Annotated in this window: 22 protein-coding genes; 12 read left to right on the top strand and 10 right to left on the bottom strand. The window is 44.0% G+C overall.

Annotated features, from left to right (window positions below; all coding sequences use genetic code 11):
- Positions 1-136: 136 nt before the first annotated feature.
- Both pgm and seqA read right to left on the bottom strand, forming a co-directional pair.
- On the bottom strand, positions 137-1,783 hold the full coding sequence (gene pgm / locus HOP38_RS02960) for a phosphoglucomutase (alpha-D-glucose-1,6-bisphosphate-dependent) (RefSeq protein WP_198557394.1): 1,647 nt from the start codon (positions 1,781-1,783) through the stop codon (positions 137-139).
- Positions 1,784-1,874: 91 nt separating this feature from the next.
- Positions 1,875-2,405: a replication initiation negative regulator SeqA gene (seqA, locus tag HOP38_RS02955; protein ID WP_171389018.1), complete on the bottom strand. Its 531-nt coding sequence runs from the start codon at positions 2,403-2,405 to the stop codon at positions 1,875-1,877.
- A gap of 93 nt (positions 2,406-2,498) precedes the next feature.
- Between seqA and HOP38_RS02950 the strand changes: the two genes are divergently transcribed.
- The 3 genes from HOP38_RS02950 to fldA all read left to right on the top strand — a co-directional run bounded on the left by HOP38_RS02950 (position 2,499) and on the right by fldA (position 4,159).
- Positions 2,499-3,257 (top strand): alpha/beta fold hydrolase, encoded by a 759-nt coding sequence (locus HOP38_RS02950; protein ID WP_031494283.1) that lies wholly within the window; start codon positions 2,499-2,501, stop codon positions 3,255-3,257.
- A gap of 98 nt (positions 3,258-3,355) precedes the next feature.
- Positions 3,356-3,577 (top strand): DUF2788 domain-containing protein, encoded by a 222-nt coding sequence (locus tag HOP38_RS02945; protein ID WP_006075772.1) that lies wholly within the window; start codon positions 3,356-3,358, stop codon positions 3,575-3,577.
- A 48-nt stretch (positions 3,578-3,625) separates the two neighbouring features.
- Positions 3,626-4,159 carry a flavodoxin FldA gene (gene fldA / locus HOP38_RS02940; protein ID WP_006075773.1) on the top strand — a complete coding sequence of 178 codons (534 nt, stop codon included), beginning with the start codon at positions 3,626-3,628 and terminating at the stop codon, positions 4,157-4,159.
- A 48-nt stretch (positions 4,160-4,207) separates the two neighbouring features.
- Here fldA and HOP38_RS02935 read toward each other — a convergent pair whose 3' ends face one another.
- Both HOP38_RS02935 and HOP38_RS02930 read right to left on the bottom strand, forming a co-directional pair.
- The gene (locus tag HOP38_RS02935) at positions 4,208-4,615 is read right to left on the bottom strand and encodes a hypothetical protein (RefSeq protein WP_198557393.1); all 408 of its coding nucleotides are present in this window, start codon (positions 4,613-4,615) and stop codon (positions 4,208-4,210) included.
- Between the two features lie 74 nt (positions 4,616-4,689).
- On the bottom strand, positions 4,690-5,202 hold the full coding sequence (locus tag HOP38_RS02930) for a DUF4442 domain-containing protein (RefSeq protein ID WP_006071893.1): 513 nt from the start codon (positions 5,200-5,202) through the stop codon (positions 4,690-4,692).
- Positions 5,203-5,393: 191 nt separating this feature from the next.
- On the opposite strand from HOP38_RS02930, the gene fcrX reads away from it, so the two are divergent.
- Positions 5,394-5,840: a ferric iron uptake transcriptional regulator FcrX gene (gene fcrX, locus HOP38_RS02925; RefSeq protein ID WP_006071894.1), complete on the top strand. Its 447-nt coding sequence runs from the start codon at positions 5,394-5,396 to the stop codon at positions 5,838-5,840.
- Between the two features lie 91 nt (positions 5,841-5,931).
- Here the strand turns inward: fcrX and glnS are convergent, their stop codons facing one another.
- Both glnS and nagE read right to left on the bottom strand, forming a co-directional pair.
- Positions 5,932-7,599: a glutamine--tRNA ligase gene (gene glnS / locus HOP38_RS02920; RefSeq protein WP_198557392.1), complete on the bottom strand. Its 1,668-nt coding sequence runs from the start codon at positions 7,597-7,599 to the stop codon at positions 5,932-5,934.
- Positions 7,600-7,802: 203 nt separating this feature from the next.
- Positions 7,803-9,371, bottom strand: coding sequence for an N-acetylglucosamine-specific PTS transporter subunit IIBC (gene nagE, locus HOP38_RS02915; RefSeq protein ID WP_038222489.1), 1,569 nt, complete (start codon positions 9,369-9,371; stop codon positions 7,803-7,805).
- A 466-nt stretch (positions 9,372-9,837) separates the two neighbouring features.
- Between nagE and nagA the strand changes: the two genes are divergently transcribed.
- From nagA to asnB, 4 genes are all read left to right on the top strand, one after another.
- Positions 9,838-10,974, top strand: a complete 1,137-nt coding sequence (nagA, locus tag HOP38_RS02910; RefSeq protein ID WP_198557391.1) for an N-acetylglucosamine-6-phosphate deacetylase — start codon at positions 9,838-9,840, stop codon at positions 10,972-10,974.
- A 2-nt stretch (positions 10,975-10,976) separates the two neighbouring features.
- Positions 10,977-12,191 (top strand): DNA-binding transcriptional regulator NagC, encoded by a 1,215-nt coding sequence (gene nagC / locus HOP38_RS02905; RefSeq protein WP_006071900.1) that lies wholly within the window; start codon positions 10,977-10,979, stop codon positions 12,189-12,191.
- Between the two features lie 101 nt (positions 12,192-12,292).
- A complete protein-coding gene (locus HOP38_RS02900; RefSeq protein WP_038225443.1) occupies positions 12,293-13,873 on the top strand; it encodes a cation:proton antiporter family protein in 1,581 nt (526 codons plus the stop codon).
- Positions 13,874-14,100: 227 nt separating this feature from the next.
- Positions 14,101-15,765 carry an asparagine synthase B gene (asnB, locus tag HOP38_RS02895; protein WP_006071905.1) on the top strand — a complete coding sequence of 555 codons (1,665 nt, stop codon included), beginning with the start codon at positions 14,101-14,103 and terminating at the stop codon, positions 15,763-15,765.
- Between the two features lie 71 nt (positions 15,766-15,836).
- On the opposite strand, the gene HOP38_RS02890 is transcribed toward asnB, so the two are convergent.
- Complete coding sequence (locus HOP38_RS02890) at positions 15,837-17,021, bottom strand: NnrS family protein (RefSeq protein ID WP_198557390.1); 1,185 nt, start codon at positions 17,019-17,021, stop codon at positions 15,837-15,839.
- Positions 17,022-17,277: 256 nt separating this feature from the next.
- Here HOP38_RS02890 and HOP38_RS02885 point away from each other — a divergent pair, with 256 nt between their 5' ends.
- Both HOP38_RS02885 and HOP38_RS02880 read left to right on the top strand, forming a co-directional pair.
- On the top strand, positions 17,278-17,589 hold the full coding sequence (locus tag HOP38_RS02885) for a PTS fructose transporter subunit IIB (protein ID WP_038225448.1): 312 nt from the start codon (positions 17,278-17,280) through the stop codon (positions 17,587-17,589).
- A 2-nt stretch (positions 17,590-17,591) separates the two neighbouring features.
- Complete coding sequence (locus HOP38_RS02880) at positions 17,592-18,386, top strand: PTS sugar transporter subunit IIA (protein ID WP_038222491.1); 795 nt, start codon at positions 17,592-17,594, stop codon at positions 18,384-18,386.
- On the opposite strand, the gene HOP38_RS02875 is transcribed toward HOP38_RS02880, so the two are convergent.
- Complete coding sequence (locus HOP38_RS02875) at positions 18,381-19,211, bottom strand: helix-turn-helix transcriptional regulator (protein ID WP_006071913.1); 831 nt, start codon at positions 19,209-19,211, stop codon at positions 18,381-18,383. The genes HOP38_RS02880 and HOP38_RS02875 overlap by 6 nt on opposite strands.
- Positions 19,212-19,641: 430 nt before the next feature.
- On the opposite strand from HOP38_RS02875, the gene HOP38_RS02870 reads away from it, so the two are divergent.
- Together HOP38_RS02870 and HOP38_RS02865 are read left to right on the top strand one after the other, a co-directional pair.
- Entirely contained in the window at positions 19,642-21,534 is a 1,893-nt protein-coding gene (locus tag HOP38_RS02870) for a PTS fructose transporter subunit IIABC (protein ID WP_038225452.1), read from the top strand.
- 230 nt (positions 21,535-21,764) lie between these two features.
- Positions 21,765-22,766: a substrate-binding domain-containing protein gene (locus HOP38_RS02865; RefSeq protein ID WP_006071916.1), complete on the top strand. Its 1,002-nt coding sequence runs from the start codon at positions 21,765-21,767 to the stop codon at positions 22,764-22,766.
- A gap of 65 nt (positions 22,767-22,831) precedes the next feature.
- Here HOP38_RS02865 and HOP38_RS02860 read toward each other — a convergent pair whose 3' ends face one another.
- Entirely contained in the window at positions 22,832-24,217 is a 1,386-nt protein-coding gene (locus HOP38_RS02860; protein ID WP_242456501.1) for an MFS transporter, read from the bottom strand.
- Between the two features lie 69 nt (positions 24,218-24,286).
- Entirely contained in the window at positions 24,287-25,357 is a 1,071-nt protein-coding gene (locus HOP38_RS02855; protein WP_198557389.1) for a cellulase family glycosylhydrolase, read from the bottom strand.
- Positions 25,358-25,421 lie beyond the last annotated feature (64 nt).

The following is a 25,421-nucleotide window of genomic DNA, read 5'->3' as shown; positions in this document are numbered from 1 at the left end:
TTACACCGCCTAAATGGCGGTGTTTTTTTATCTGCGTTTTATTCGAAACTATTGCATAAAAAAACGGCCGCAATTTGCGACCGCTTATTACAATATTATTAATAGTAGAACTAATCGTTAATCTGTCAGATTAAGATTACAGACCTGCCGCGGCAAACACCTGATTGACGATTTCTTGCGCTTCTGCCTCGATCAGTTTCAAATGCTCTTCACCTTTGAAGCTTTCACAATAAATCTTATAGATGTCCTCTGTGCCTGACGGACGAGCCGCAAACCAGCCGTTTTCTGTCGTCACTTTCAGACCGCCGATTGCAGCACCGTTACCTGGAGCGTGCGTCAAACGAGCTGTGATGGCATCACCAGCTAACGTTTCTGCCGCTACCATTTCTGGAGACAGTTTCTTAAGTACATTCTTTTGTTCAGTGTTGGCAACAGCTTGAATACGGTTGTACTTAGATTCACCGTGCTTCGCTGCCAGCTCTTCGTAGTACTCTTGTGGATTCTTACCCGTTACCGCGGTAATTTCAGCAGCTAGCAAGCAAAGGATGATACCGTCTTTGTCCGTTGACCATGGCGTTCCGTCTTTACGTAAGAAGGACGCACCAGCACTTTCTTCACCACCGAAGCCAAACTCGCCGTTATACAGACCATCTACAAACCACTTAAAGCCCACAGGTACTTCACACAGTGTGCGGCCAAGGTCGGCAACCACACGGTCAATTAGCGCACTCGATACTAGCGTCTTACCTACTGCCACATCGTCACGCCACTGGCTACGATGACGGTACAGATAGTCGATACAAACAGCCAAATAGTGGTTCGGGTTCATTAGGCCTTTTGGCGTCACAATACCGTGACGGTCATAATCTGGGTCATTACCAAATGCTAAATCGTAGTCATCTTTAAGCGCCAGTAATCCCGCCATCGCATAAGGTGATGAACAGTCCATGCGAACCACGCCGTCTTTATCTAAAGACATAAACTGGAATGATGGGTCTACCGCTTCGCTGACTAACGTCAGATCCAAGTTGTAAGCGCTGGCAATTTGACGCCAATAATCGATACCTGAACCACCTAATGGATCAACGCCGATTTTCAGGTTTGACTTCTGAATCGCTTCCATATCAATCACATTTACCAAGTCATCGATGTACGGCTTAACAAGGTCACGCTCTTGGAATAAAGGCAGAGTTTTTGCTACTGCAATAGGAAGACGTTTCACGTCTTTCATTTCATTAGCAATGATGTCGTTAGCACGATCCTCAATAGCCTGAGTAAGTTCTGCTTCTGCTGGACCGCCATGCGTTGGGTTGTACTTGATGCCACCATCTTGCGGTGGGTTATGCGATGGTGTGATAACAATACCATCCGCTTTATCCGCATTTGCTAAGTTATGTGTAAGAATAGCGTGAGAAATACCCGGTGTTGGGGTGTAGCCGTTGTTCTCTTGAGCGATAACAGTAACGCCGTTTGCTACAAGCACTTCAACGACAGTTGAGAATGCAGGCTCTGACAATGCGTGAGTATCTTTACCTACGAAAAGTGGACCTGTAGCGCCCTTTTCTGCACGAACTTCAGCAACAGCTTGCGCTATTGCTAAAATGTGGTTTTCATTGAAGGTTGCTTTGTCAGCGCAACCACGGTGACCGGAAGTACCAAATTGCACACTTTGTGCTTGGTTGCCAGCTTCAGGTTGAATTAAAAAGTAATTAGCAACGAGCGCAGGAATATTATGCAGGTCTTCTTGCTGAGCCTTTTGGCCCGCGCGTGGGTGTATAGCCATAACAGACGTCCTTTCAAAATTAAGCTTAAAAATAAAAAAAACCTCATAATACTCGTTTCAATATGAACATTATGAGGTTTGAATCGAAATCTTAGATGGATGCCGTCACTTTTTCGATGAGTTCGGCGGGATAATCCATCATGGTCATCACCTGCTCCACCATTTGCCTTTTACGACTGGTATTAGTGTTGGTGATAACCCAGAAAGGGGTATTAGGAATTGCTTTCGGCTTAGTCGTATTGCCGCTTTCTAGCAAAGCCGCTTCATTATTTGCGAAATAAACGCGTTTGCGACCTTTAACTTGTGAAGCTTCAGAGAAGCCTTCTGGATTTAAGCGATGCAGAGTTGATAGTACCAACATAAATCTATCGATAGCTTTTTTCAATCCAGCAAACTCGTCAGAAATCAGCAGTGAGCGCATTTCTTTTACTGAATCTACCGCCTCTACCTGAGGGTTCTCTTTACTAACGACGATAGTTTTAGCGGCAGCTGGTTTCTGTTCCGTTTCGGCTGCATCTACCTTTAATAAACGTCGTAAGATATCTGAAGCACTTTCGCCAATGTGGTGGGTCTGGCTTGCAATATAACGGTATAGATCCTCATCAACCTCAATTGTTTTCATTCGCTTTTCACAGTCTCTATGTTTAAACTCTGGGTGATTATAACGAGTTCCGCGATGAACCTCTACGTTAAACACATCACGAATAACAGAAAAATGTCAGCTTTATTGAACTATAAAAGAGAAGGTCAAGGCTTACCTGTCGTCCTCATCCACGGTCTGTTCGGAGACTTGAACAACCTTGGTGTTTTGGCTAGAGACCTAAAACAAGACTTTGATGTCATTAGTATCGACCTACGTAACCATGGTCGTTCTTTCCATAGCGATGATCATAACTACACCTTGATGGCTCAAGATGTGGTGCAACTGCTTGAGTCATTAGATATCACTAAGCCAATTGTCATCGGTCATTCAATGGGTGGCAAAGTTGCTATGCGTTTGTGTGATTTTGATTATCCACTTTCAAAACTGATTGTGATGGACATGTCTCCAGTCGAGTACACTGTGCGCAGACATGACAATGTATTGTCTGGACTAGACGCGGTGATTGCCAGTAAGCCAACGTCGCGCGCCGATGCTATGGGACTGATGAGTCAACACATCGAAATGGAAGGGGTTCGCCAATTTCTTGGTAAATCTTTGTATAAACAGGATGACTATCTTGCTTGGCGTTTTAATGTTGAGAGTTTGAAGCGTAACTACTTAGCTATCTTGAGCTGGCAACCAATTGAGAAAAGTAATGTTCCGATTTTATTTATTAAAGGCGGAGACTCAGATTACCTCACGGCCGAACATCAGCCTTTGATACAAGCTCAATTTTCAAATGCCAAAGCGCATGTTATTGCCAATACTGGGCATTGGCTTCATGCAGAAAAACCGGCAGAAGTACTAAGAGCTATACGCAAATTTATCTAAATTTGACGTCAAACCATTACTCGACTGCGAGCACGCATTAACTTTATCGAACAACAGTGGTATAGTTCCGCGCAAGCATATTGGCATAAAGGAATACCATGCTTTACGACTACATAAACAAACTGGAATCTATTGGTTTGGATCTACTGTTTGCAGCGATCTTCTTTTTGATCGGTATGGCAATCAAAGATGTCCTCAAACAAGGTAATGTTCCTGTTTTTGGTCGACGTATTGTATGGCTTGTGCTGTTCTTAGGGTGTGCAGGTTTTGTCGCAAAAGGCATTATTCAGCTCAGCTGGGAAGGCACAGGACTCGGCTAACGTTCCGGTTCCTTAATCCAACACAGACAATGAAAAGGTACTGAATCTATGGCAAGTGTAGGTCTATTCTTTGGTAGCGATACTGGCAACACAGAAGCTATTGCAAAGATGATCCAAAAACAATTGGGTAAACAGCTCGTTCACGTTCAAGACATTGCAAAAAGCAGCAAAGAAGATATCGACAACTTCGATTTACTGCTTTTAGGTATCCCAACTTGGTATTACGGCGAAGCTCAAGCAGATTGGGATGATTTCTTCCCAGAGCTAGAAGGCATTGACTTCTCAACTAAGCTTGTTGCTATCTTTGGCTGTGGTGACCAAGAAGACTACGCAGAGTACTTCTGTGATGCTATGGGTACAGTACGTGACATCGTTGAAGCAAAAGGCGGTACTATCATTGGTTACACACCAACTGAAGGGTACGAGTTTGAAGCTTCTAAAGCACTTGTTGAAGGCGATGAGTCACAATTCGTTGGCCTGTGTATCGACGAAGACCGCCAGCCAGAACTAACTGATGAGCGCGTATCTAACTGGACTAAGCAACTTTATGAAGAAATGTGCTTAGCTGAGCTAGAAGATTAATTCACTCGCCAAAGTGAATGCAAAAAAACCTCCATTTCGGAGGTTTTTTTATTTTGATTGTGTATCAGAAGTACTACAAATTCGGGTTTTTGAAGCAATTTGGCCTGTTTCAAACTCAATCGACTCTGTTGCAGCAATTTGGCTAACATTACTAAACCGTCCATTAAGTATAGGCATCAGTTGCTGACAGACTTGCTGAGTCATCGCCTCTAGCATCCAGGTAGTCATTGATTCTGTTTCAGGGTCTCCCGCATATCGATATGTGGTCGTTCTAAACAAAATCCCATCATTGAGCGCAAGATGCATATCAGAGATTGTGATTTTAGGGTCAACTTGCTTAAATTTAATATGAGCAAGATCGTCGTTGAGCTGTCTCAAAATTTCAGGTGTTAAGGTTTCTGAAAGTACAGTGCCGCTAAAGAGCACTGTTAAACCTAAAATGACTAAACGCTTCACTGACACCTCACTACATCATTAATTCAGTTAATAATAAACCAAACCATAACCGTGTTGTGTACTACTGGCAAAAACTAAGCTTGCACCGACGTAGTATCATTTTCTGTTTCTGCGCGGTATTTAGGCTTCTTACGGATATAAAGTTTACGTTGAATGGTGGCGACGACCTCACCATGCTGGTTGTGAATGTGGGTGACAAACTCTGGAAAGCACTTATCCCCTGTTGCCGTACTGTGTAGAATGCCGTCCAACATATCTTGGCTCACCACAAACTCAGCATTTAAGTCAGAAAAACCTGGCTTGATAAAATCGATACTGGCTTCTTTATCCCAAACATAATATTGCTCGCGAAGAATTCCCATCAACATCAACGAATAGATAGGATCAGTCATAGCGAAAATACTGCCGCCAAACTGGGAACGATTGGCATTTTTGTTCCACCACTTCAGTTTTAACCGCACTTTAACTGAACGAAAATCCTCACTGATCTCAGTGATTTTTATCCCGGCTCCCCAAAAAGGTGGCCAGATGTTCAATGCAAACTTCACGTATTTGGGTTTATAAATTTTCGCTAATCGTTTATCCATAACTCGCAATCCAACTTCATATGTAAACGAATTGTAACTGGTCAGACGTGTTTGTAAAGTGACATTGTTCGCCTTCTATGTTAATACTTAGTAACCCTTTGAAGTTCGAGGTTTATTGTTACGCTGTAGTACCCTATAATGAATAGATTACTGAAATCTGTTTATTGCTGCAGATCATTACAGGAAAGTTTATGTCAGACAACAATAAGGCACTTAAAGACGCGGGACTGAAAGTCACGCTGCCGCGACTAAAAATTTTAGAAGTACTGCAGAAGCCAGAGTACCAACATATCAGTGCAGAAGATCTGTACAAGAAGCTCATCGACCTTGGAGAAGAGATCGGTTTAGCTACGGTTTACCGTGTTCTAAACCAATTTGATGATGCGGGTATTGTTACACGCCATCACTTCGAAGGTGGTAAATCGGTATTTGAGCTTTCTACTCAGCACCATCATGATCACCTTGTGTGCCTAGATTGTGGTGAGGTTATCGAGTTCTCTGACGATGTGATTGAAACTCGTCAAAAAGAGATTGCAGCTCGTTATAATATCGAACTCACCAACCACAGCCTTTACCTCTATGGTAAGTGCATTGGTGGTGCATGCAAAGATAACCCTAAAGCGCACGAACCTCGTTAACACGCTAAATGGGTAGAATTAAAAAAACCAGCCATTGTGGCTGGTTTTTTAGTATCTAAAGCCCCTCTCAGAAAAGAGAGGCTTAAAGTGATTATTTTGCTTCGACCTTAGCCCAAGTGTCACGTAGACCAACGGTACGGTTGAAAACCAAAGATTCAGCACTAGAGTCTTTGATGTCCGCACAGAAGTAACCCATACGCTCAAATTGGTAACCTTGAGAAGCATCTGCTGCTGCCAAACTTGGCTCTACAAAGCCCTTTGACACAACTAGAGACTCTGGATTGATGGTTTCAGCAAAGTTATCCGCCGCCGCAGGGTTAGCAACAGTAAACAAGCGATCATACAGGCGAATCTCAGCAGGTAGACCTTTATCCGCTGATACCCAGTGAATAACGCCTTTCACTTTACGACCGTCAGCTGGATTTTTACCTAGCGTATCAGCATCGTAACTACAGAAAATCGTAGTAATATTGCCAGCTTCGTCTTTCTCAATGCGCTCTGCTTTGATCACATAAGCACCACGTAAACGAACTTCTTTACCTAAAACAAGACGCTTATACTTCTTGTTGGCTTCTTCGCGGAAATCTTCACGTTCAATCCAAACTTCACGAGTAAATGGTACTTCACGTGTACCCATTTCTGGTTTATTCGGGTGATTTGCAATTGATAAGGTTTCACCTTCACCTTGGTAGTTTTCGATCACAATTTTCACAGGATCTAAAACAGCCATTGCACGAGGAGCGTTCTCATTCAAATCATCGCGAACGCATGACTCTAGAGAACCAAACTCGATCATGTTCTCTTGTTTTGTCACACCGATACGTTTGCAGAATTCACGAATTGAAGCAGGCGTAAATCCACGACGACGCAAACCAGAAATCGTTGGCATACGCGGGTCATCCCAGCCGTTAACCAGTTTCTCAGTCACCAGTTGGTTAAGCTTACGCTTTGACATCACTGTGTATTCCAAGTTCAGACGACTGAACTCATACTGATGCGGTTGGCAATCAATAGTGATGTTTTCAAGAACCCAGTCGTACAAGCGACGGTTATCTTGGAACTCTAACGTACATAGCGAGTGGGTAATGCCCTCAAGCGCATCTGAAATACAGTGAGTGAAGTCATACATCGGATAAATGCACCACTTGTCACCTGTTTGATGGTGGTGAGCGAAACGAACACGATAAAGCACAGGATCGCGCATAACCATAAATGATGAACTCATGTCGATCTTGGCACGAAGACAAGCTGTACCCTCTTCGAAGCCGCCATCACGCATTTTTTCGAATAGCGCTAAGTTCTCTTCAACTGAACGATCACGATATGGGCTTGGTTTACCAGGTGCGGTAAGCGTTCCTCGATACTCGCGGATCTGCTCTGGACTTAGCTCGTCAACATACGCTAAGCCTTTATTAATCAATTCAACCGCATACTCGTAAAGCTTTTCGAAGTAGTTTGATGAATAACACACGTCACCAGACCACTCAAAGCCTAACCAGCTTACATCATTCTTAATCGACTCAACGTATTCAACGTCTTCTTTTTCAGGGTTTGTATCATCAAAACGAAGATTACATTGTCCCTGATAGTCCTGAGCAATACCGAAGTTTAAACAAATAGATTTTGCGTGACCGATATGCAGGTAACCATTTGGCTCCGGCGGAAAACGAGTATGCACGCTAGTATGCTTGCCATCCGCTAAATCTTTATCAATGATTTGGCGAATAAAGTTCGATGGACGAGCCTCAGCTTCACTCATCTATAACACCTCTATGTTTTAAGTATTGTCAGATATATAAACGCTAATGATCCACAATTCCTTGCGAAACCTCAACAAGAACTCGCATTTTCACAAGATTATTTTAGTACTGAAACTTGAACGGTGAAAAAGCAGAAGAAAAGAGGCATAAAAAAAGCCTCTCAAATGAGAGGCTTTACTATGGAAATCAATGAGTAGCTAGACTATGGAAGTTTTACTTCTGATAAGTCTTCACCAGCACCGATAGACTTCATTTCACCGGCAATGATTTCAGCTAGAGGGCCTAGGATAACTTGTAGGTTATTTTCACCTAGTTTCACTACACCTTTCGCACCTAGCTTTTTAAGTACAGCTTCGTCAGCAACAGAGCGGTCTTTAAGCGTTAGACGTAGACGTGTGATACAAGCATCGATTGAAGTTAGGTTATCGTGACCACCTAGGGCTTTTAGGTATTGGCGAGCTAGGTCACCGTTTTTCACGTCACCGTCAACTTCTACTTCTACATCATCGTCTTCACGACCAGGCGACTTCAGGTTGAAAGCGCGGATTGCGAAGCTGAATGTGAAGAAGTATAGAGCACCGAAGCCTAGACCGATTAGTAGTAGTGTGAATGGTTTCGTAGCTAGACCCCAGTTCAATACGAAGTCGATTAGACCAGCAGAGAAGCCGAAGCCGTGTAGCGTACCAAACATGTTAGCAACAACTAGAGCTAGACCAGTAAATACTGCGTGCATTGCATATAGTGCAGGTGCTAGGAATACAAACATGAACTCTAGTGGCTCTGTGATACCAGTTAGGAATGAACAGAATGCTACAGAGAATAGTGCACCACCAACTTGGCTGCGTTTCTCAGCAGGTGCTGCTAGGTACATTGCTAGTGCTGCACCTGGTAGACCAAACATCATTACAGGGAAGAAGCCGTTCATGAATACACCAGCGCTCTTATCGCCGCCGAAGAAGCGGTGTAGGTCACCAGTTTTCACTGTTTCAGTAACTTCTTTAACTGTTGCTGTGATTTCAGGAGTTACAGAGTTAGCAAACTCGAATGTATGAGCTTGACCAGCTACTAGAGTCTTAGCAAGAGCTGGGTCTACACAAAGCTGCTGTAGAGAAGGAAGCGCTTGACCAGCAGCTTGAGCGCCAGTAACTAGAACTTCTTGACACGTACCCATACCGAACCAGAAGTATGAGTTAAGAACGTGGTGAAGACCTACAGGGATAAGTGCACGGTTAAGCGTACCATAAACGAACTGACCAATTGCGCCAGAAGTTGATACTGCGTGTGCTAGAGCGTCAAGACCACCTTGGATGCTAGGCCAAACCACACCTGAGATCGCACCTGCTACTAGAGCAAATAGACCAGCCATGATAGGAACTAGACGCTTACCTGCGAAGAATGCCAACCATTCTGGAAGACGAGTCGCATGGAATGCGTTGTAAGAGTGACCTGCAATGATACCTGCGAAGATACCACCGAAGAATGACATGTTAACGTCAGCGTTGATTGTTGTTGCTGTCGCAGTTAGAACGAAGTAAGCAACTGCACCAGCAAGACCTGCTGCACCGTTACCGTCTTTAGAAAGACCAATCGCAATACCTAGACCGAATAGCAGAGGCAGTTGACCGAAAATCGCTCCACCAGCTTGCGCCATAAATGGAATGTCTAAAAGGTCGCCTTGACCCAAACGTAGTAGAAGCGCCGCAATCGGAAGCGTTGCGATAGGTAGCATTAACGCTTTACCTAGCTTCTGTGCATATCCTAGCATATTCACCTTAAGTTCCCCCTATAGGATTTGAATTTTGTTGGACGACTTATTTTAGCCGTTCAATTTAGTCCTATTCAGTTTATGAAATTAATTTTGCTCCGCAAATTAAAACCTCACCATTTGTGATCATAATCACCAGTTTTTGCCAAAATAGAGGCTTTTTGCTAGCTAGATCATAAAACTTATTTTATCATACGAAAAAATAGCAAAATCTAAGTAGGATTTTGCCTGAGAGAGTTGCACTAAGTAGCGATTATTTTGCGATTGGAATCAACTTTTCCAATGTAATGACTACACATAAAATAACAATAACTCCCTCATTATCATTAAGTTACTTTGACTGTTTTATCTAATTAAAACTTGCTGACTACTAAATCCGTCTCATTGCTACAAGCAGAAAACTAAGTCGAATCTTCACTGTTTCGATAACCGCAATGAGCTAAAGAGAATACAACACAAGGATTCGCTAACTATGTATGCATTAACTAACTGTAAGATCTTCACGGGTAGTGACGTTCTCACCAATCATGCGGTGCTAATCAATGGTGACCAAATCGAGTCGGTTCTGCCTAATGCAGAGCTTCCAAGTGACATTAAGTGCGTGGATTTAAACGGCGCAAACCTAAGCCCGGGTTTTATTGATTTGCAGCTAAACGGCTGTGGCGGTGTAATGTTCAATGACGAAATTACCGCCGACACTATCCATACCATGCATAGAGCTAACCTTAAGTCAGGCTGTACTAGCTTCTTACCTACGCTGATTACTTCATCTGATGACAATATGCGCCAAGCATTGACCGCAGCTCGCGAATACCACAGCCAGTACCAAAACCACTCTCTTGGCCTACACCTAGAAGGTCCTTACCTAAACGTTGCGAAAAAAGGCATTCATAGCCCTGACTTCATTCGTCAATCTGACGATGCAATGATCGACCTTATCTGTGAAAACCGCGACCTCGTCGCAAAAGTGACCTTAGCTCCGGAACAAAACGCACCAGAGCATATCGAAAAGCTACGTAAAGCAGGTATTGTGGTCTCAATTGGCCACACTAATGCCACTTACGAAGAAGCCCGTAAAGGTTTTGAATCTGGCATTACATTCGCAACGCATTTATTTAATGCGATGACGCCAATGACAGGTCGTGAGCCGGGCGTTGTTGGTGCTATTTACGATACGCCAGATGTCTACGCCGGTGTGATTGCCGATGGTTTCCATGTTGACTATGCGAACATTCGCATCGCGCATAAAGTGAAAGGTGAAAAGTTAGTATTAGTGACGGACGCCACAGCTCCAGCGGGTGCTGACATGGATTACTTTATTTTTGTCGGTAAGAAAGTATATTACAAGGATGGTAAGTGCGTGGATGAAAACGGCACACTAGGTGGCAGCGCACTTACAATGATTGAGGCGGTTCAGAACACAGTTGAACACGCTGGTATCGCTTTGGACGAAGCTCTACGAATGGCGACGCTTTACCCTGCTAAAGCAATGGGTTTAGAAGACAAGCTTGGCCGCATTAAGAAAGGCATGATTGCTAACTTGACCGTATTCGATAGAGATTATAATGTCCAAGGCACAATTGTTAACGGACAATACGAGCAAAATTGAGCATGAATGGCGGACAAATAGGTAACGTAGATTTAGTAAAACAACTTAACAGTGCAGCGGTTTACCGTTTAATAGACCAACAAGGGCCTATTTCTCGCATTCAAGTTGCTGATGTTAGCCAGCTGGCACCTGCAAGCGTTACCAAAATTACCCGCCAATTATTGGAGCGCGGCCTTATCAAAGAGGTCGCTCAACAAGCCTCAACAGGTGGACGCAGAGCCATCTCTCTAACGACAGCTGTGGAGCCTTTCCACTCTGTCGCTGTACGTCTCGGTCGAGATTATGTGCAGTTCTCTCTTTACGATTTGGGTGGCCGTGAAATGGCCTTCTCCCATAATGATTTTTACTACACCAATCAAAGTGAACTTAGCGAAGGCTTGGTGACATCGCTTCGCGAATTTCTAAAAGAACACAGCCCTAAAATCGAACAGCTTATTGCTATTGGCATTACCCTACCTGGGCTGGTTAACCCGACTACGGGTGTTGTTGAATACATGCCAAATACCGACATCGACAAACTCGAGCTCGCTGACTTAGTTCGTGCTCAATTCAAAGTAGAGTGTTTTGTAGGTAACGATATTCGTGGTTTAGCTCTGGCAGAACATTACTTTGGCGCAAGCCGCGACTGCCAAGATTCCATATTGGTCAGTGTTCACCGTGGTACTGGTGCTGGTATTATCGTCAATGGCCAAGTGTTCTTAGGGCACAACCGCAATGTGGGTGAAATTGGTCACATCCAAATCGATCCGCTAGGTGAACAATGCCAATGTGGCAACTTTGGCTGCTTAGAAACGGTTGCGGCTAACCCAGCAATTGTCAAACGCGTTAAAAAGCTGATTGAACAAGGGTATGAGTCAACACTTGCTCTAAAAGAGCACATCACTATTGAAGATGTTTGCTCACACGCATTAAATGGCGACGAGTTAGCCAAACAGAGCTTAGTTCGAGTGGGTAACCAGCTCGGCAAAGCCATCGCAATCACTATTAACCTGTTCAACCCGCAGAAAATCATTATTGCTGGTGACATTACCATGGCAAAAGAGATTGTCTTCCCAGCGATTCGTCGTAATGTCGAAAACCAGTCATTAACGACATTCCACACAGAGCTACCAATTGTTGCTTCAGAAATCGATAAGCAACCTACAATGGGTGCCTTCGCTATGATCAAACGCGCCATGCTAAATGGGGTTTTGTTACAAAAACTACTCGAAGATTGAGAAAATGTTTTGAAATAACAAACAAACCCTTACATAAATTATGTAGAATATGTGACCACACTTCGGTGTGGTCTTTTTGTCTTCAGATAATAAAAAATACTATGGAACTGATCCTTATAACCGTCGCCTTCATCGCGGGTTTCCTCGCATTGAAATGTCAACTACCACCCTTAGTAGGTTTTCTACTTGCTGGGTTTATTCTGCATCACTTTGGTTTTGAATCGACCGATACCATTACCACTCTTGCAGACCTTGGTGTGACACTTCTACTGTTTACTATTGGCTTAAAGCTCGACATTAAAACTTTGTTGTCCAAAGAAATTTGGGCCGGCGCAACCATTCATAATCTGCTTTCGACACTTTTGTTCGCCGTTTTGTTACTTGGTTTGAAAATTCTGGGTGTTTCTAGCCTTGCTACGCTCGACGTTGAGCAACTTATTCTGTTGGGCTTTGCTCTTTCCTTCTCAAGTACTGTATTTGCAGTAAAAACCTTACAAGAAAAAGGTGAGATGAATGCTACCTATGGCACTCTCGCCATTGGTATCCTGGTTATGCAGGATATCTTCGCGGTCATCTTTTTAACAGCATCAACAGGCAAGTTCCCAGAATGGTATGCCATCGGACTATTTGCTCTTCCTCTCCTTCGTCCCATCATGTTCAAGCTATTAAATAAAGCCGGACATGGCGAAATGCTCGTATTAAGTGGCATTTTCTTCGCACTCGTCATGGGTGCAGGGTTATTTGAATTGGTTGGAATGAAGCCGGATTTGGGTGCGCTTATCTTGGGTATGCTGTTAGCTTCACATTCTAAAGCTTCTGAGCTGTCAAAATCACTTTTCAATTTAAAAGAGCTGTTCTTAGTCTGCTTTTTCCTCAATATTGGTCTTGCTGATCAGCCTACAATCGAAGGTTTTGTGCTCGGTGCATTGCTCCTCTTGTTACTGCCACTGAAAGGCATTCTTTACTTCGTGGTCATCAACGCATTTAAATTCCGTGTCCGTACGTGCCTTCTAACTACACTCACTCTGTTTAACTTCAGTGAGTTCGGTCTCATTGTCGGTGGCTTGGCTTACAAACTGGGTTGGATTTCCGGTGACATCTTAGTCGCGTTAGCCATTGCCGTATCGTTGTCCTTTATCGTTTCTGCCCCTCTAAACCGAATTGGGCACAGCATTTACTTGCGCAGTGCGAAGTGGCTAAAGGAACAAGCAGCAGAGAAGATCAATACCCGCGACCAATTCATCAATCCAGGCGAAGCTCAGGTTCTGATTCTTGGCATGGGACGAATCGGCACTGGTGCTTATGACGAGCTCTACCAACGATATGGAAAAGTTAGCCTAGGTGTTGAAGTGCGCGAAGAAGCCGCTAAGCAACATCGAGAGGAAGGCAGAAATGTTATAGCCGGCGATGCCACCGACCCTGATTTCTGGGAACGTATTCTCGACACAGCTCATGTAAAGTTGGTATTGCTGGCAATGCCCCACCATCAAGGTAATCAAACTGCGTTAGACCTACTTCACCAAAAGCAGTTTAAAGGGCAAATTGCTGCTATCGCCGCTTACCCAGATCAATTGGATGAGTTGGAGCAAATGGGTGTTAATGCGGCATTTAATATCTACAGCGAAGCAGGTAGTGGTTTCGCACGCCATGTGTGCGATCAGCTGCAACCTAACCTCAAATAGCAACCTCTACAAACATAATTAAAAGCCGGTCAATCCGGCTTTTTTTGTGGTTAATTGACCATCAAAGCACCAATATCTAAATGCCATATACCAAAAAGGCCATTCAATTAAAAAATATTTAATCAAACCTCACTTTTATCATCTTTTTCGTTCATCACGGTTGCTTTTTTTTGAGCAGATGGCAAATTGAACTCAACAGCGTTAAATTTCATCTAAAAGGAAGTTGTATGTGTTCAGTATTTGGCATTTTAGACATAAAAAGTGATGCAGCCGCTCTACGTCCAGTCGCGTTAGAGATGTCTAAAAAGCTTCGTCATCGTGGACCAGATTGGTCTGGTATCTATGCTTCAGACAAAGCAATTCTTGCGCATGAGCGCCTGGCTATCGTTGGCCTTAATAGTGGTGCTCAACCACTTTACAGCCAAGATAAAAAACACATCCTTGCTGTTAATGGTGAAATCTACAACCACAAAGAAATTCGTGCTCGCTATGAAGGCAAATATGAGTTCCAAACTGACTCAGATTGTGAAGTCATTCTAGCGCTATACCAAGACATGGGTGCAGACCTACTAGAAGAGCTAAACGGCATTTTCGCTTTCGTCCTTTATGATGAAGAGAAAGATGAGTATCTTGTTGGCCGTGACCATATTGGTATCATCCCGCTTTACCAGGGCTATGACGAACACGGTAACTACTATGTTGCGTCAGAAATGAAAGCGCTAGTTCCTGTTTGTAAGACTATTAGCGAATTTCCTCCAGGCAGTTACTATGGCTCTAAAGATGCAGAGCCGCAGCGTTACTATATTCGTGACTGGAACGAATACGCAGCAGTGCAAGGCAACAGTACAAGCAAAGAAGAGCTGACTGAAGCACTAGAAGCGGCGGTTAAGCGTCAGCTAATGACAGATGTACCTTATGGCGTACTACTTTCAGGTGGTCTTGACTCTTCTATCACTTCTGCTGTCGCAAAACGTTTCGCAGCAATGCGTATTGAAGACGATGAAAAGTCAGCGGCATGGTGGCCTCAACTTCACTCATTTGCAGTTGGCCTCGAAGGTGCTCCAGATCTCAAAGCCGCTCGTGAAGTGGCTGACCAAATCGGTACCGTTCACCACGAGATGACCTATACCATTCAAGAAGGTTTGGATGCGATTCGCGATGTTATCTACCATATCGAAACGTATGACGTCACCACAATCCGTGCTTCAACGCCTATGTTCCTAATGGGACGTAAGATCAAAGCAATGGGTATTAAAATGGTTCTTTCTGGTGAAGGGGCAGACGAGATCTTTGGTGGCTACCTGTATTTCCACAAAGCGCCAAACGCAAAAGAGTTCCACGAAGAAACAGTTCGTAAGCTGCTTGCATTGAACATGTTTGACTGCGCACGTGCCAACAAATCACTTGCAGCATGGGGCGTTGAAGGCCGTGTACCTTTCTTAGATAAAGAGTTTATCGATGTAGCAATGCGCTTAAACCCTGAAGACAAAATGTGTGGCAACGGTAAGATGGAAAAACACATCCTGCGTGAGTGTTTTGAACACTACCTTCCAGAGTCAATCGCATGGCGTCAAAAAGAGCAGTTCTCTGACGGTGTAGGTTACAGCTGGATTGATACACTGAAAGAAGTGGCTGAAGCGAAAGTGACTGACCAACAAATGGAAACCGCAGCATTCCGCTTCCCATACAACACGCCAACAACAAAAGAAGGTTACGCATACCGTGAAATCTTCGAAGAGCTGTTCCCACTCGAATCTGCGGCCCAATGTGTTCCAGGTGGCCCGTCGGTAGCGTGCTCTTCTGCAAAAGCACTTGAATGGGATGAATCTTTCCAGAACTGTGTTGATCCTTCAGGTCGAGCTGTTCAAGCAGTTCACAACGACTCTTACTAAGTGTCAAAGTTAACCTAATCCAAAAAAACCAGCCTCACGGCTGGTTTTTTTATTTGAACACTAAATTGACGTTAGCCCGGGTGACCATCCACTCTTGGAGTAACTAGCATTTTGCCAAAGTGGTATACATACATACCGAACGCAAAGGCCCAAAGCCCCGCACTAATATCAATCATCAGGAACATGTGCTGTGGCCACACGGCCACACCAATACTACGAATGACTGCTGCAACAATAATAGCGACAAATGCCCATGTCATATTAGGGCCCTTATAGATAGCACGACCGGTATGCCCCATCGTCACGCGACTGATCATAGATAAAACTACGCCACCTAACGCGCCTACCGCAAACAAGTGCAGCATAGCGTGTGATGCAAAAGCATCGCTTAGCATTCCTCGGTACAACAGGCTTAATGGCAGACATAAATAAGTCAGCATTAATGACCAAACTAAAGGTTCAGAAAGCGTCAGCCAAGGCTTCCAACGCAACCAACGCACTAATTGAAACAGCCCTGCAATCAACATAAGCGGTTTACCCAGCACAGCAAATGATAACGGGAAGAAACTCAACACAAATAACCCCATCAGAGGCAGCGTCGCTAGCCACTCCAGCCAAACTAATGGCTGGGGTTTATCAAACTGGAATCGGCGCGAAGAGAAAAACGGAATCACTCTACCGCCCATTACTGAGATCAGGATAGTGAACCACCAGATCATCGCGCCCCATACCGCACTTGAACTAAATGGAGGCATTCCTTTAACAGTGGCATAACTGGCAAAGTTGGCAAAAATAGCTAACAAAAACAAAGGCACAAAAAACAAGTTCTTCCAGCCTTTTGACTGGTAAACCCTAAAACCCACTTCGTATGCGGCTAGCAGGATGAACAACGACTCAATACTAGACGTCAACCACAACGGTACTGGTGTCCAAAACAAAACACGTGTTAGCCCCCACAGTGTAACGAGCAATAATAGGCGATAATGCTTAGTTCCGTTAACTCCGGTCCATGTCTGCACTGCTGTTAGGACAAAACCGACCACGATTGCCATCGCAAAACCGAATATCATTTCATGGGCATGCCACCATAACGCGGGGACTTGCAACGCTTCGGGCTGACCTTTTTGGAACATGATGACCCAGGCCACCACCGCAAAGATGGCATAAACGCTTCCGAGTAAGAAAAAAGGACGAAAACCAAGACGAAGCCAAGCTGGTATCTTCTCTTCAACCTTTTTATCAGTAATATTTAGCATAACGACTCACTTAAAATGACATACATTTGTGTAATTGCACAAATCATACCAAGTAACAAAGGCCCCATATTTCGGGCACCACGAGTCCAAATTGCTTAAAATAAAGTCAAATGGACATAGGTAAAATACAAGTCATTATGACTCATATGGGTTCAATTTAAATCATCCAGAATTTGATCTCTTTGCTATACGAATCAATGACAAATTAGTACTCTAACGCTCACTTTATTCTGGTTGATAATATAGAGAATAGACAATGAAAATGGTTGCGGTCACAGCTTGCCCAACTGGTATTGCTCATACGTATATGGCAGCTGACGCTATTCGAAAAGCGGCTCAAAAAGAAAATATAGGCATCAAAGTAGAGACTCAAGGTGCAATGGGTATTGAAGGACAACTGAGCACCCAAGATATCGCTAATGCCGATCTTGTCCTCATTGCTTCCGATATTGAAGTTGAGCACCGAGCTCGATTTACGGGTAGTAAAATACACTGCGTCACAATCGAAGAGGTTCTGACTGATGTTGATTCGGTTATACAGCGTTGCATGGGGCTTGTTAGAGGTTAACCTTGATAGAACGTAGAATCACCTTTGTCCTACCGGAAGACGGGTTTTCTGGATGGAAAATCAATCGATTAAAAACACTGAGTAACATGTTTCGCTCAGTGGTGATTCTGCGTAATTTAACCTGCTGGGATAGTGCTAATATAGAGCATCCACTGCGTATTCTTTCACTAGCAGGCAAACAAGATGACCTTTGCCAGCTGCACATTGAAGGCTCAGATGCTGAGCTTGCTTGTATGGTCTTGATGGACTTTATTGCTGAACACTTTATGTTGGTGAATACGGCTCATCGCTCCAATAAACACGCCAATCTATCGTTATTGAGAGGATTAAGCACCTTCCGGTTACCATTTGAAATCGACTACCATTTTGCTCGTGATAGCAGCAACGATAAAACCGCCATTCTTGAGCAAGTCGCTAATCTGACAGCCCAAGTTAACTCCGCAGAGATGACACAGAACTTACTGAAACGAGAACAGTATTCGTCAACTGCAACGGGTAAAATGATCGCATTACCACACATACTCACTAGTGACGTAGATAAAGCATCGCTGACCGTCATTAAGTGTGAGAACCCTGTCGATTGGCAAGCACCTAAACTAGGACCCGTTACTCTGGTTATTGCCCTAATACTCCCCTCTCCTCCGGAGCGCTCGCTATTAGTGAGTTTTACTCATCTCACCAAATCGCTATTGGATGAGGAGTTTTGTCAACTGCTGACCTCCAGTAGAGAGCCTGAAGCAATAAAAGCGATATTGATTCATCAGCTGGTCAAAGGTCAACGGGCAAATGCCTTATAATACCTGCCGGTACTCGCTTGGCGTTTGCCCTGTTCTTGACTTAAATACTCTAAAAAAGTAATTCACATCTTGATAGCCACAGCGTGTTGCCACTTCCTGCAGCTTAAAGTCGTATTTTTTCAGCATAAACTTCGCGCGTTCCATTCTCACCCATGTGATGTAGTCCGCTAAAGTCATGTGCCCTTGCTGGCGGAACAGTCTCGATAGGTGATTAGGACTAATATGAAATCTCTTCGCAATACTACTGCGAGTAATAGTGCGGTGGAAATTCTCCTGAATGTAAATACAGATACCCTGGTACAGGTCGCCACTTCGTAAGTTATCCGATGGTTCTGACACCATAGACTGGCTATAGGAAAGTAACGCCATGAGCAAGTGCTCATCCATTGGGGACTTCTTCGGCTCTCTTGCTATCGCATTGAGCGCCTCGAGAATATGGTCAATGGCATGACCCGTACGTGTTTGCACACTGTGTTTTTGGATATCGTAAAACCCAGTTTCACCCTGTCTCTTACTCACCAAGCTAAAGCCTAGTTGGCGCTTCCCAAACAGCAAACTTAATACTGAGCAGTCCCCTTGCCAATTTGGTTTGTTCCAGCAGTTCGGAGGAATGTACAACGCATCACCCGATAATACCTTGATTGAGGATATACCCTGTTCAGGATCTTCAAGTTCATTCTCATACTCTCCACTAATTACCAACTCAAGCCTTGGGAAATTAACTTGATAGCTAAACGGTGGTGGCGTGAGCTGATCGGCAGCAAACCAGATTCGGTTGAAATGCTCCCTTTCGGCAATTAACGTTTCAATTAAATTGTGGAACATTGGCGAATTTCTCCAGCGACCAAATAGAAATATGAGCTCTTTTCGTGAGCTGCGTCATGCATTTCTGCGACATTCAGGAGGTTACAAAGCTCTAGCCAAGTCTAACATAATGATAATTACGACAATAATAACAACTAGAAACAAATAAATATGTAATTGATAAATAAAAAGTTTAACACTGTGCACTTACCAAAAATGGGTTATATAAAATATTGAGCCAGTTCACATTAAAATTCCATAGGTACAATAATCCAGTAAAAGCCTTTATGGTGCTCTAAAATTTCTTGCCAAAGCCACCGATAATTACCCTATCGAATGACTACATCACTTCTCAGCGAATCGGTCACCCCACTACCGGGATGTCAGTATGTTGTAAATGAGAAATCGTGTAGTCCAACCTCCACCTACAATGGTCAATAGGACAATCATTATGATTACGGATCTCATTAATGAAAAACTGATCTGCCTAAATCTAAAAGCAACGAGCAAGGACGAAGTATTCGCAGAAATGGCGCAGTTGCTCCATGCTCAAGGCAGAATTAGCGATAAAGCACAATTCCTAACCGATATCTATGCTCGTGAAGAAATTGGCAATACCGGATTTGAAGATGGTGTTGCGCTACCGCACGCGAAAAGTAAGGCGGTTGTTGAACCAGCCGTTGCGATTGGTGTGAGCCAATCTGGGATCGACTACGGCGCTGAAGATGGTCAACCGTCAAAACTCTTTTTCATGATCGCCTCTCCAGATGGCGGCTCTGATCATCATATTGAAGTGCTTGCTGAATTATCTTCCAAACTAATTGAAGATGGTTTTATTGAGAATTTCCTAAAGGCAGAAACAGAGCAGCAAGCGTTAGAGTTGCTGCTGGCTAAATCTGAAGCACCAGCTAATCAGCTGGAAGCAAACAAAGGCTTTCTTATCGGCGTAACAGGCTGCCCAACGGGCGTCGCACATACTTACCTTGCAGCAGAAGCATTAGAAAAAGGCGCAGCCGAGCTTGGTTATCAAATCAAGGTAGAAACTAATGGCTCAATCGGCGTAAAAAATTCACCAAGTGCCGATGAAATTGCTCGCGCTGATGCCATCATCGTCGCATCAGACAAGCAAGTGGATATGAATCGCTTCGCGGGTAAGAAATTGATCGAAACTGGCGTTAAAGCCCCTATCAGCGATGCAAAAGCTGTTATCAACCAAGCGCTTGAGGCGCCTGAATTTGTTGCTGATGCCAAAGCAGCCAAATCGGAAGACAATTCTTCGAAGCGTTCTGACTTATACCGTTACTTGATGAACGGCGTATCACACATGATCCCGTTTGTTGTAACTGGTGGTCTCTTGATTGCTTTGGCTCTTGCGGTGGGTGGTCAACCTAGCGAAGCTGGCATGGCTATCCCTGAAGGCAGCATGTGGCAGAAAGTACTTGATGTCGGTGTCGTCGCGTTCACTCTAATGATTCCTGTTCTATCCGGTTATATTGCTTACGCTATTGCCGACCGCCCTGGACTTGCCCCTGGCTTGATTGGTGGCTGGATTGCAAACAACGGTTCATTCTATGGTGCTGAGGCAGGTACAGGCTTTATCGGCGCTATCGTTGCTGGTCTACTTGTCGGTTACTTCGTCAAATGGGTTGTCACTCGTAACTATCACAAGTTTATTCAACCACTTGTGCCGATTATGATTGCACCTATTACTGGCTCTCTCTTCATCTCAGCACTGTTCATCTTCGTTATCGGCGCGCCAATTGCAAGCCTTATGGACAGCTTAAATGCGATGCTTATCAGCATGAGTACAGGTAGCGTTATTCTTCTCGGTATCGTACTTGGTGGTATGGCTGGCTTTGATATGGGTGGTCCATTCAACAAAGTAGCGTTCCTATTCTCTGTTGGCATGATTGCAAGTGGTCAAACTCAATTCATGGGTGCGATGGCATGTGCTATCCCAGTTGCGCCACTTGGTATGGGACTAGCGACTGTGTTAGGCCGTAAGTTCAACCTATTCGAAGAGTCTGAACTTGAAGCTGGTAAAGCTGCTGGCGCAATGGGTCTAGTTGGTATCTCTGAAGGTGCTATCCCATTTGCTGCACAAGACCCAATGTCAGTAATTCCTGCAAACGTCGTTGGTTCAATGGTTGCGGCAGTCATGGCGTTCTCATTCGGTATCACTAACAGCGTGGCACACGGTGGTCCAGTTGTGGCTCTACTTGGCGCAATGAACAAACCTCTACTTGCTCTAGTTTGTATGGCAGCAGGTACGGTTGTGACAGCACTAGTTTGTATCAGCTTGAAAAAAATGCGTGCAGCAAAAGCAGAAATGGCTGTTGCATAACCCGAGCTCCTAAAGGTGCCCCCTGCGCCTATCTTTAAAGCCCCGACTCGGGGCTTTTTTTTGTTCTAGAACGATATATAACTCCCTCAAAGTGCGAAACGTTTACATCGGCATCAAGTTCAATATCTACAAGGCGTTACACATCACAAAATGTCTAACTTTGTGAAACTTACATTGCGATATTTACACGATAGGAGTCTAATGAAGTCATATCGAATGAGAGGTTTCAAATGGCAACGATTAAAGACGTAGCAAAGGAAGCTGGCGTTTCAGTAGCAACGGTTTCCCGGGTAATCAACAAGTCCCCAAAAGCAAGCGCGGCATCAATAGAGTCCGTCACCAGCGCAATGAAAAAGTTAGGCTACCGCCCAAATGCAAACGCTAGAGCTTTAGTCAGTCAAAGTACCAATACTGTAGGTGTTTTGGTGAGTGATGTGTCTGACCCATTCTTTGGCACCATGGTGAAAGCCGTAGACAAAGTTGCACACCAACATGGAAAACATATCTTAGTGGGCAATGGCTATCACGATGCTGAAGAAGAGCGTAAAGCAATTGAACTGCTCATCAACAGCCGCTGTGATGCCTTGGTGATACATTCCAAAGCCTTGTCTGATGAAGAACTCATTCAATACGCTGAAGAAGTAAAAGGCTTGGTCTACATTAATCGCGACATCCCCCAACTCCCTGGCCGTTGTATCTCGCTAGATAACTATAAAGGAGCCTATATCGCGACCGAGCATCTCATTCGTAACGGACATACCAACATTGCTTGTGTAGCATCTTCACACAATATCGAAGACGTAGATCAGCGACTAGAAGGCTATCGAGATGCCCTCAAAGCCAATAATATAAAGCTGTCCGCCAGCTATATTGAATACGGCTCTCCAGACAGTGATGGCGGCGAAATCGCCATGACCAATCTACTAACGAAATCACTGCCAATTACTGCTGTGGTGGCTTACAACGATAATATGGCAGCGGGTTCTCTATCAGTGCTTGAAGAAAACCAATATGCCTTGCCAAATCAAATGTCTATTATCGGCTTTGATGATGGTCTGATTGCCAAATACCTTCACCCAAAACTCACCACGATCCGCTACCCAATTCAAATGATGGCCGAAAAAGCAGCGCAAATCGCTTTGGCATTATCAAAAAGTGAATCGGTTGAAACCGACCCAATGATTTACTCACCAACATTGGTACAGCGAGCATCTGTAGCTCGTAAGAACTAATTTGGTACCAATGCATAAACGAAAAAACACGGCTTTTGCCGTGTTTTTTATTGCTTATCAACTCGTTAGTTTGTTACTTGCTGTGCGTTAACCGTTTCAACATTAACACCTTCAGCAAACTCACCACGCTGTAATTTTTCACGAAGTATTGCATGCTGATCTTCCGTAAACGTGTATTTCGACATAATAAAGATTCGAATCAGCGCCCCCAGTGCAGGCAATAACGCAATACAGAAGAACATGCCATCAAGCGCTGTCTCAGTCTGCTCTGCATTAGGTACATACCCTATCGAAGCTAAAATAAGGCCTGTTAACCCACCAGCAACCGCTACAGATAATTTGCCAGTAAACGTTTGACCAGAGAAAGTAATCGCCGCTGTACGCTTACCACTGTGATAGTACGAATACTCTACGGTGTCAGCGATCATTGCTGAAATCAGGGGATTAGTCATCATAAAGATAGCGGTAATCACAGCTAACCATGACATCACAACCGTCGGGTTATCGTAACCGGTCATGTAGAAACCAACACGTGCAATAATTTCTAATACACATAGCGTGATAAAAATGTCACGTTTCTTAAAGCGCTTCGTTAACACTGGCGTCGCTAAGCAAGCAATCGCACTGACTAAAGTAATCGTACCGATCAGTGAGACTAGTCCAGCATCACCCATGTTGTAAGTGAAGAAGAAAATATACAGACCATTAACTAAGTTAAAGAACACATTCATAAAGAACGCAGCAAGAATAAAAAACAACGGTTTATTCTTGCGCACTGCTTGGAATGTCTGTTTAAGTGTAACCTTCTCACTCGCCGTAGAAATTCGTTCCTTGGTGTTATAGAAGCCATTCCACATGAACAGCAAACCTGCCACCATCAGGACAATAACCGCAGGTAAATAGCCTTGGTCCGCGCGGCCGTCAGCAAAGTAAGCGCTCAGTTTAGGAAATAGCACCAGTGTTGCGCCAATACCCGCATTAACACCTAGCATTGCGCATGTTGCTGCTTTTGCACGCTCTTGTGGTTCATCTGTCATAACAGAAGACATCGACCAAAATGGAACATCCGAAATAGTGTATAACGTGCCCCAAAGAATATAGGTGATACCGGCGTACATTACTTTTGTAGATGTATCGGCATCTATATTGTAGAACGACGCAATAGTCACCAATACGATAAGTATTGGCGTAAACAACATATAGGGTCTGAATTTACCAAAGCGAGACTCTAAGGTATCCATGTATCCGGCGATGATAGGGTCATTCACCGCATCCCACACTCGAGCAATTAGAAATATGGTACTCGCCGCGATGGGAGAAATGCCTAAAATATCAGTATAAAAGTAGAGGATAAAAGAACCCACGAGACCAAAGCTAAAGCATTGGCCTACGCCATATCCAAAATAGGACATCAGTTCCTTATTCGAGAGTTTGTTTTGTAGGGTAGTCATAATGTGTACTCATCCAGAATTATTATAGTAAAGCCAGTTGCTTCTTTAAGCCACTGGCGAACACTAGCCTCAGTCCAATATTGCTAGCGATTGAATTAAGTGAACTTCCTTTGGGTCATAGGGGGTGCCATCATCATCAAGCAGATCATGGAACCAGCGTTGCGCATAGTTCTCATCACTACGCTTAATCTCAGGCCATGGTAAGTGTGTTTGTGTTTTGCCCTTAACTAGCCCCCATTGATAGCAACCGATTTGTTCCGCCTGAAACACTGGCAGCTGTTCAAGAAGATGTGACTCAGCGTGACGCGCTAACCATTCGGTACACATCATTGGTCGGTTATGTTGTTTAACGATTTCGACAGCTTGTTTGAACTGTTCAAGAGGCAAATAGGCATGGAAAGTGATGATGTCAGATAGCTCCATCGCTTTAAGGTCTGTTGGGTGTTCATAGAGAGGCAAAGATAGGTCAAGAATACTTGGAGCGTGCCAAGCACCAACCGTCAAAGGTTGTACGGGTTGTTCTTCACGCGCCCACTGGAATGCTTTTTCCATCAATTCATGACTATAACGCTCCATCTCTTCATCGAAAGCAAGCTCACCAGAGGTGGTAAAAATCATTCGGTTAGTTGGCTCGTTGTATAAATCCCAAATAACGATGCGTTCATCGGTATTGTAAGTTGAGATAATGTCACGAATATACGCTTCAACCTCTCCCCATTGAGACTTGTCCATCACAACATTACGGCCTGGACTTGCTGCTGCTTGGCTATTGTGAAGCTCTGGTACAGGTAACTTCTGCTCTCCAAGATATGGATGGTCACCAGAGAAACCGCAGTCATCCATTGGAGTCATCATTACTTTTATTTTGTTTCGCTCACAAATATCAAGGAAACGGTCAATCCTTTGATGTAAACCTTCACGATCGACTTGCCACACAATAAACGGCAGATTGGTCCTTAGCGTGTTATACCCCACGCTTGCCGCCCACTCGAGTTCTTGCTCCATGATCTCAGGGTCAAAAGTGTTTGCCTGCCACATTTCCGTCCAGTTCACAGCAGTACGAGGTAAATAATTAAAGCCACGCAACCAACCATGGGTTTCTTGCCATTGCCACGCTTTCTCTTCAGACCATCTTTGCATCTTACTCACCTTGAATTAATAAGATTAATAACTTAACTAATAATATTAGCTAATATATTTACTA

This window comes from Vibrio mediterranei, assembly GCF_013364395.1.
GTDB classification, from domain to species: Bacteria; Pseudomonadota; Gammaproteobacteria; order Enterobacterales; family Vibrionaceae; genus Vibrio; species Vibrio mediterranei.
The sequence above is the reverse complement of the archived record's forward strand: the minus strand, read 5'-3'. Positions and strand labels throughout refer to the sequence as shown.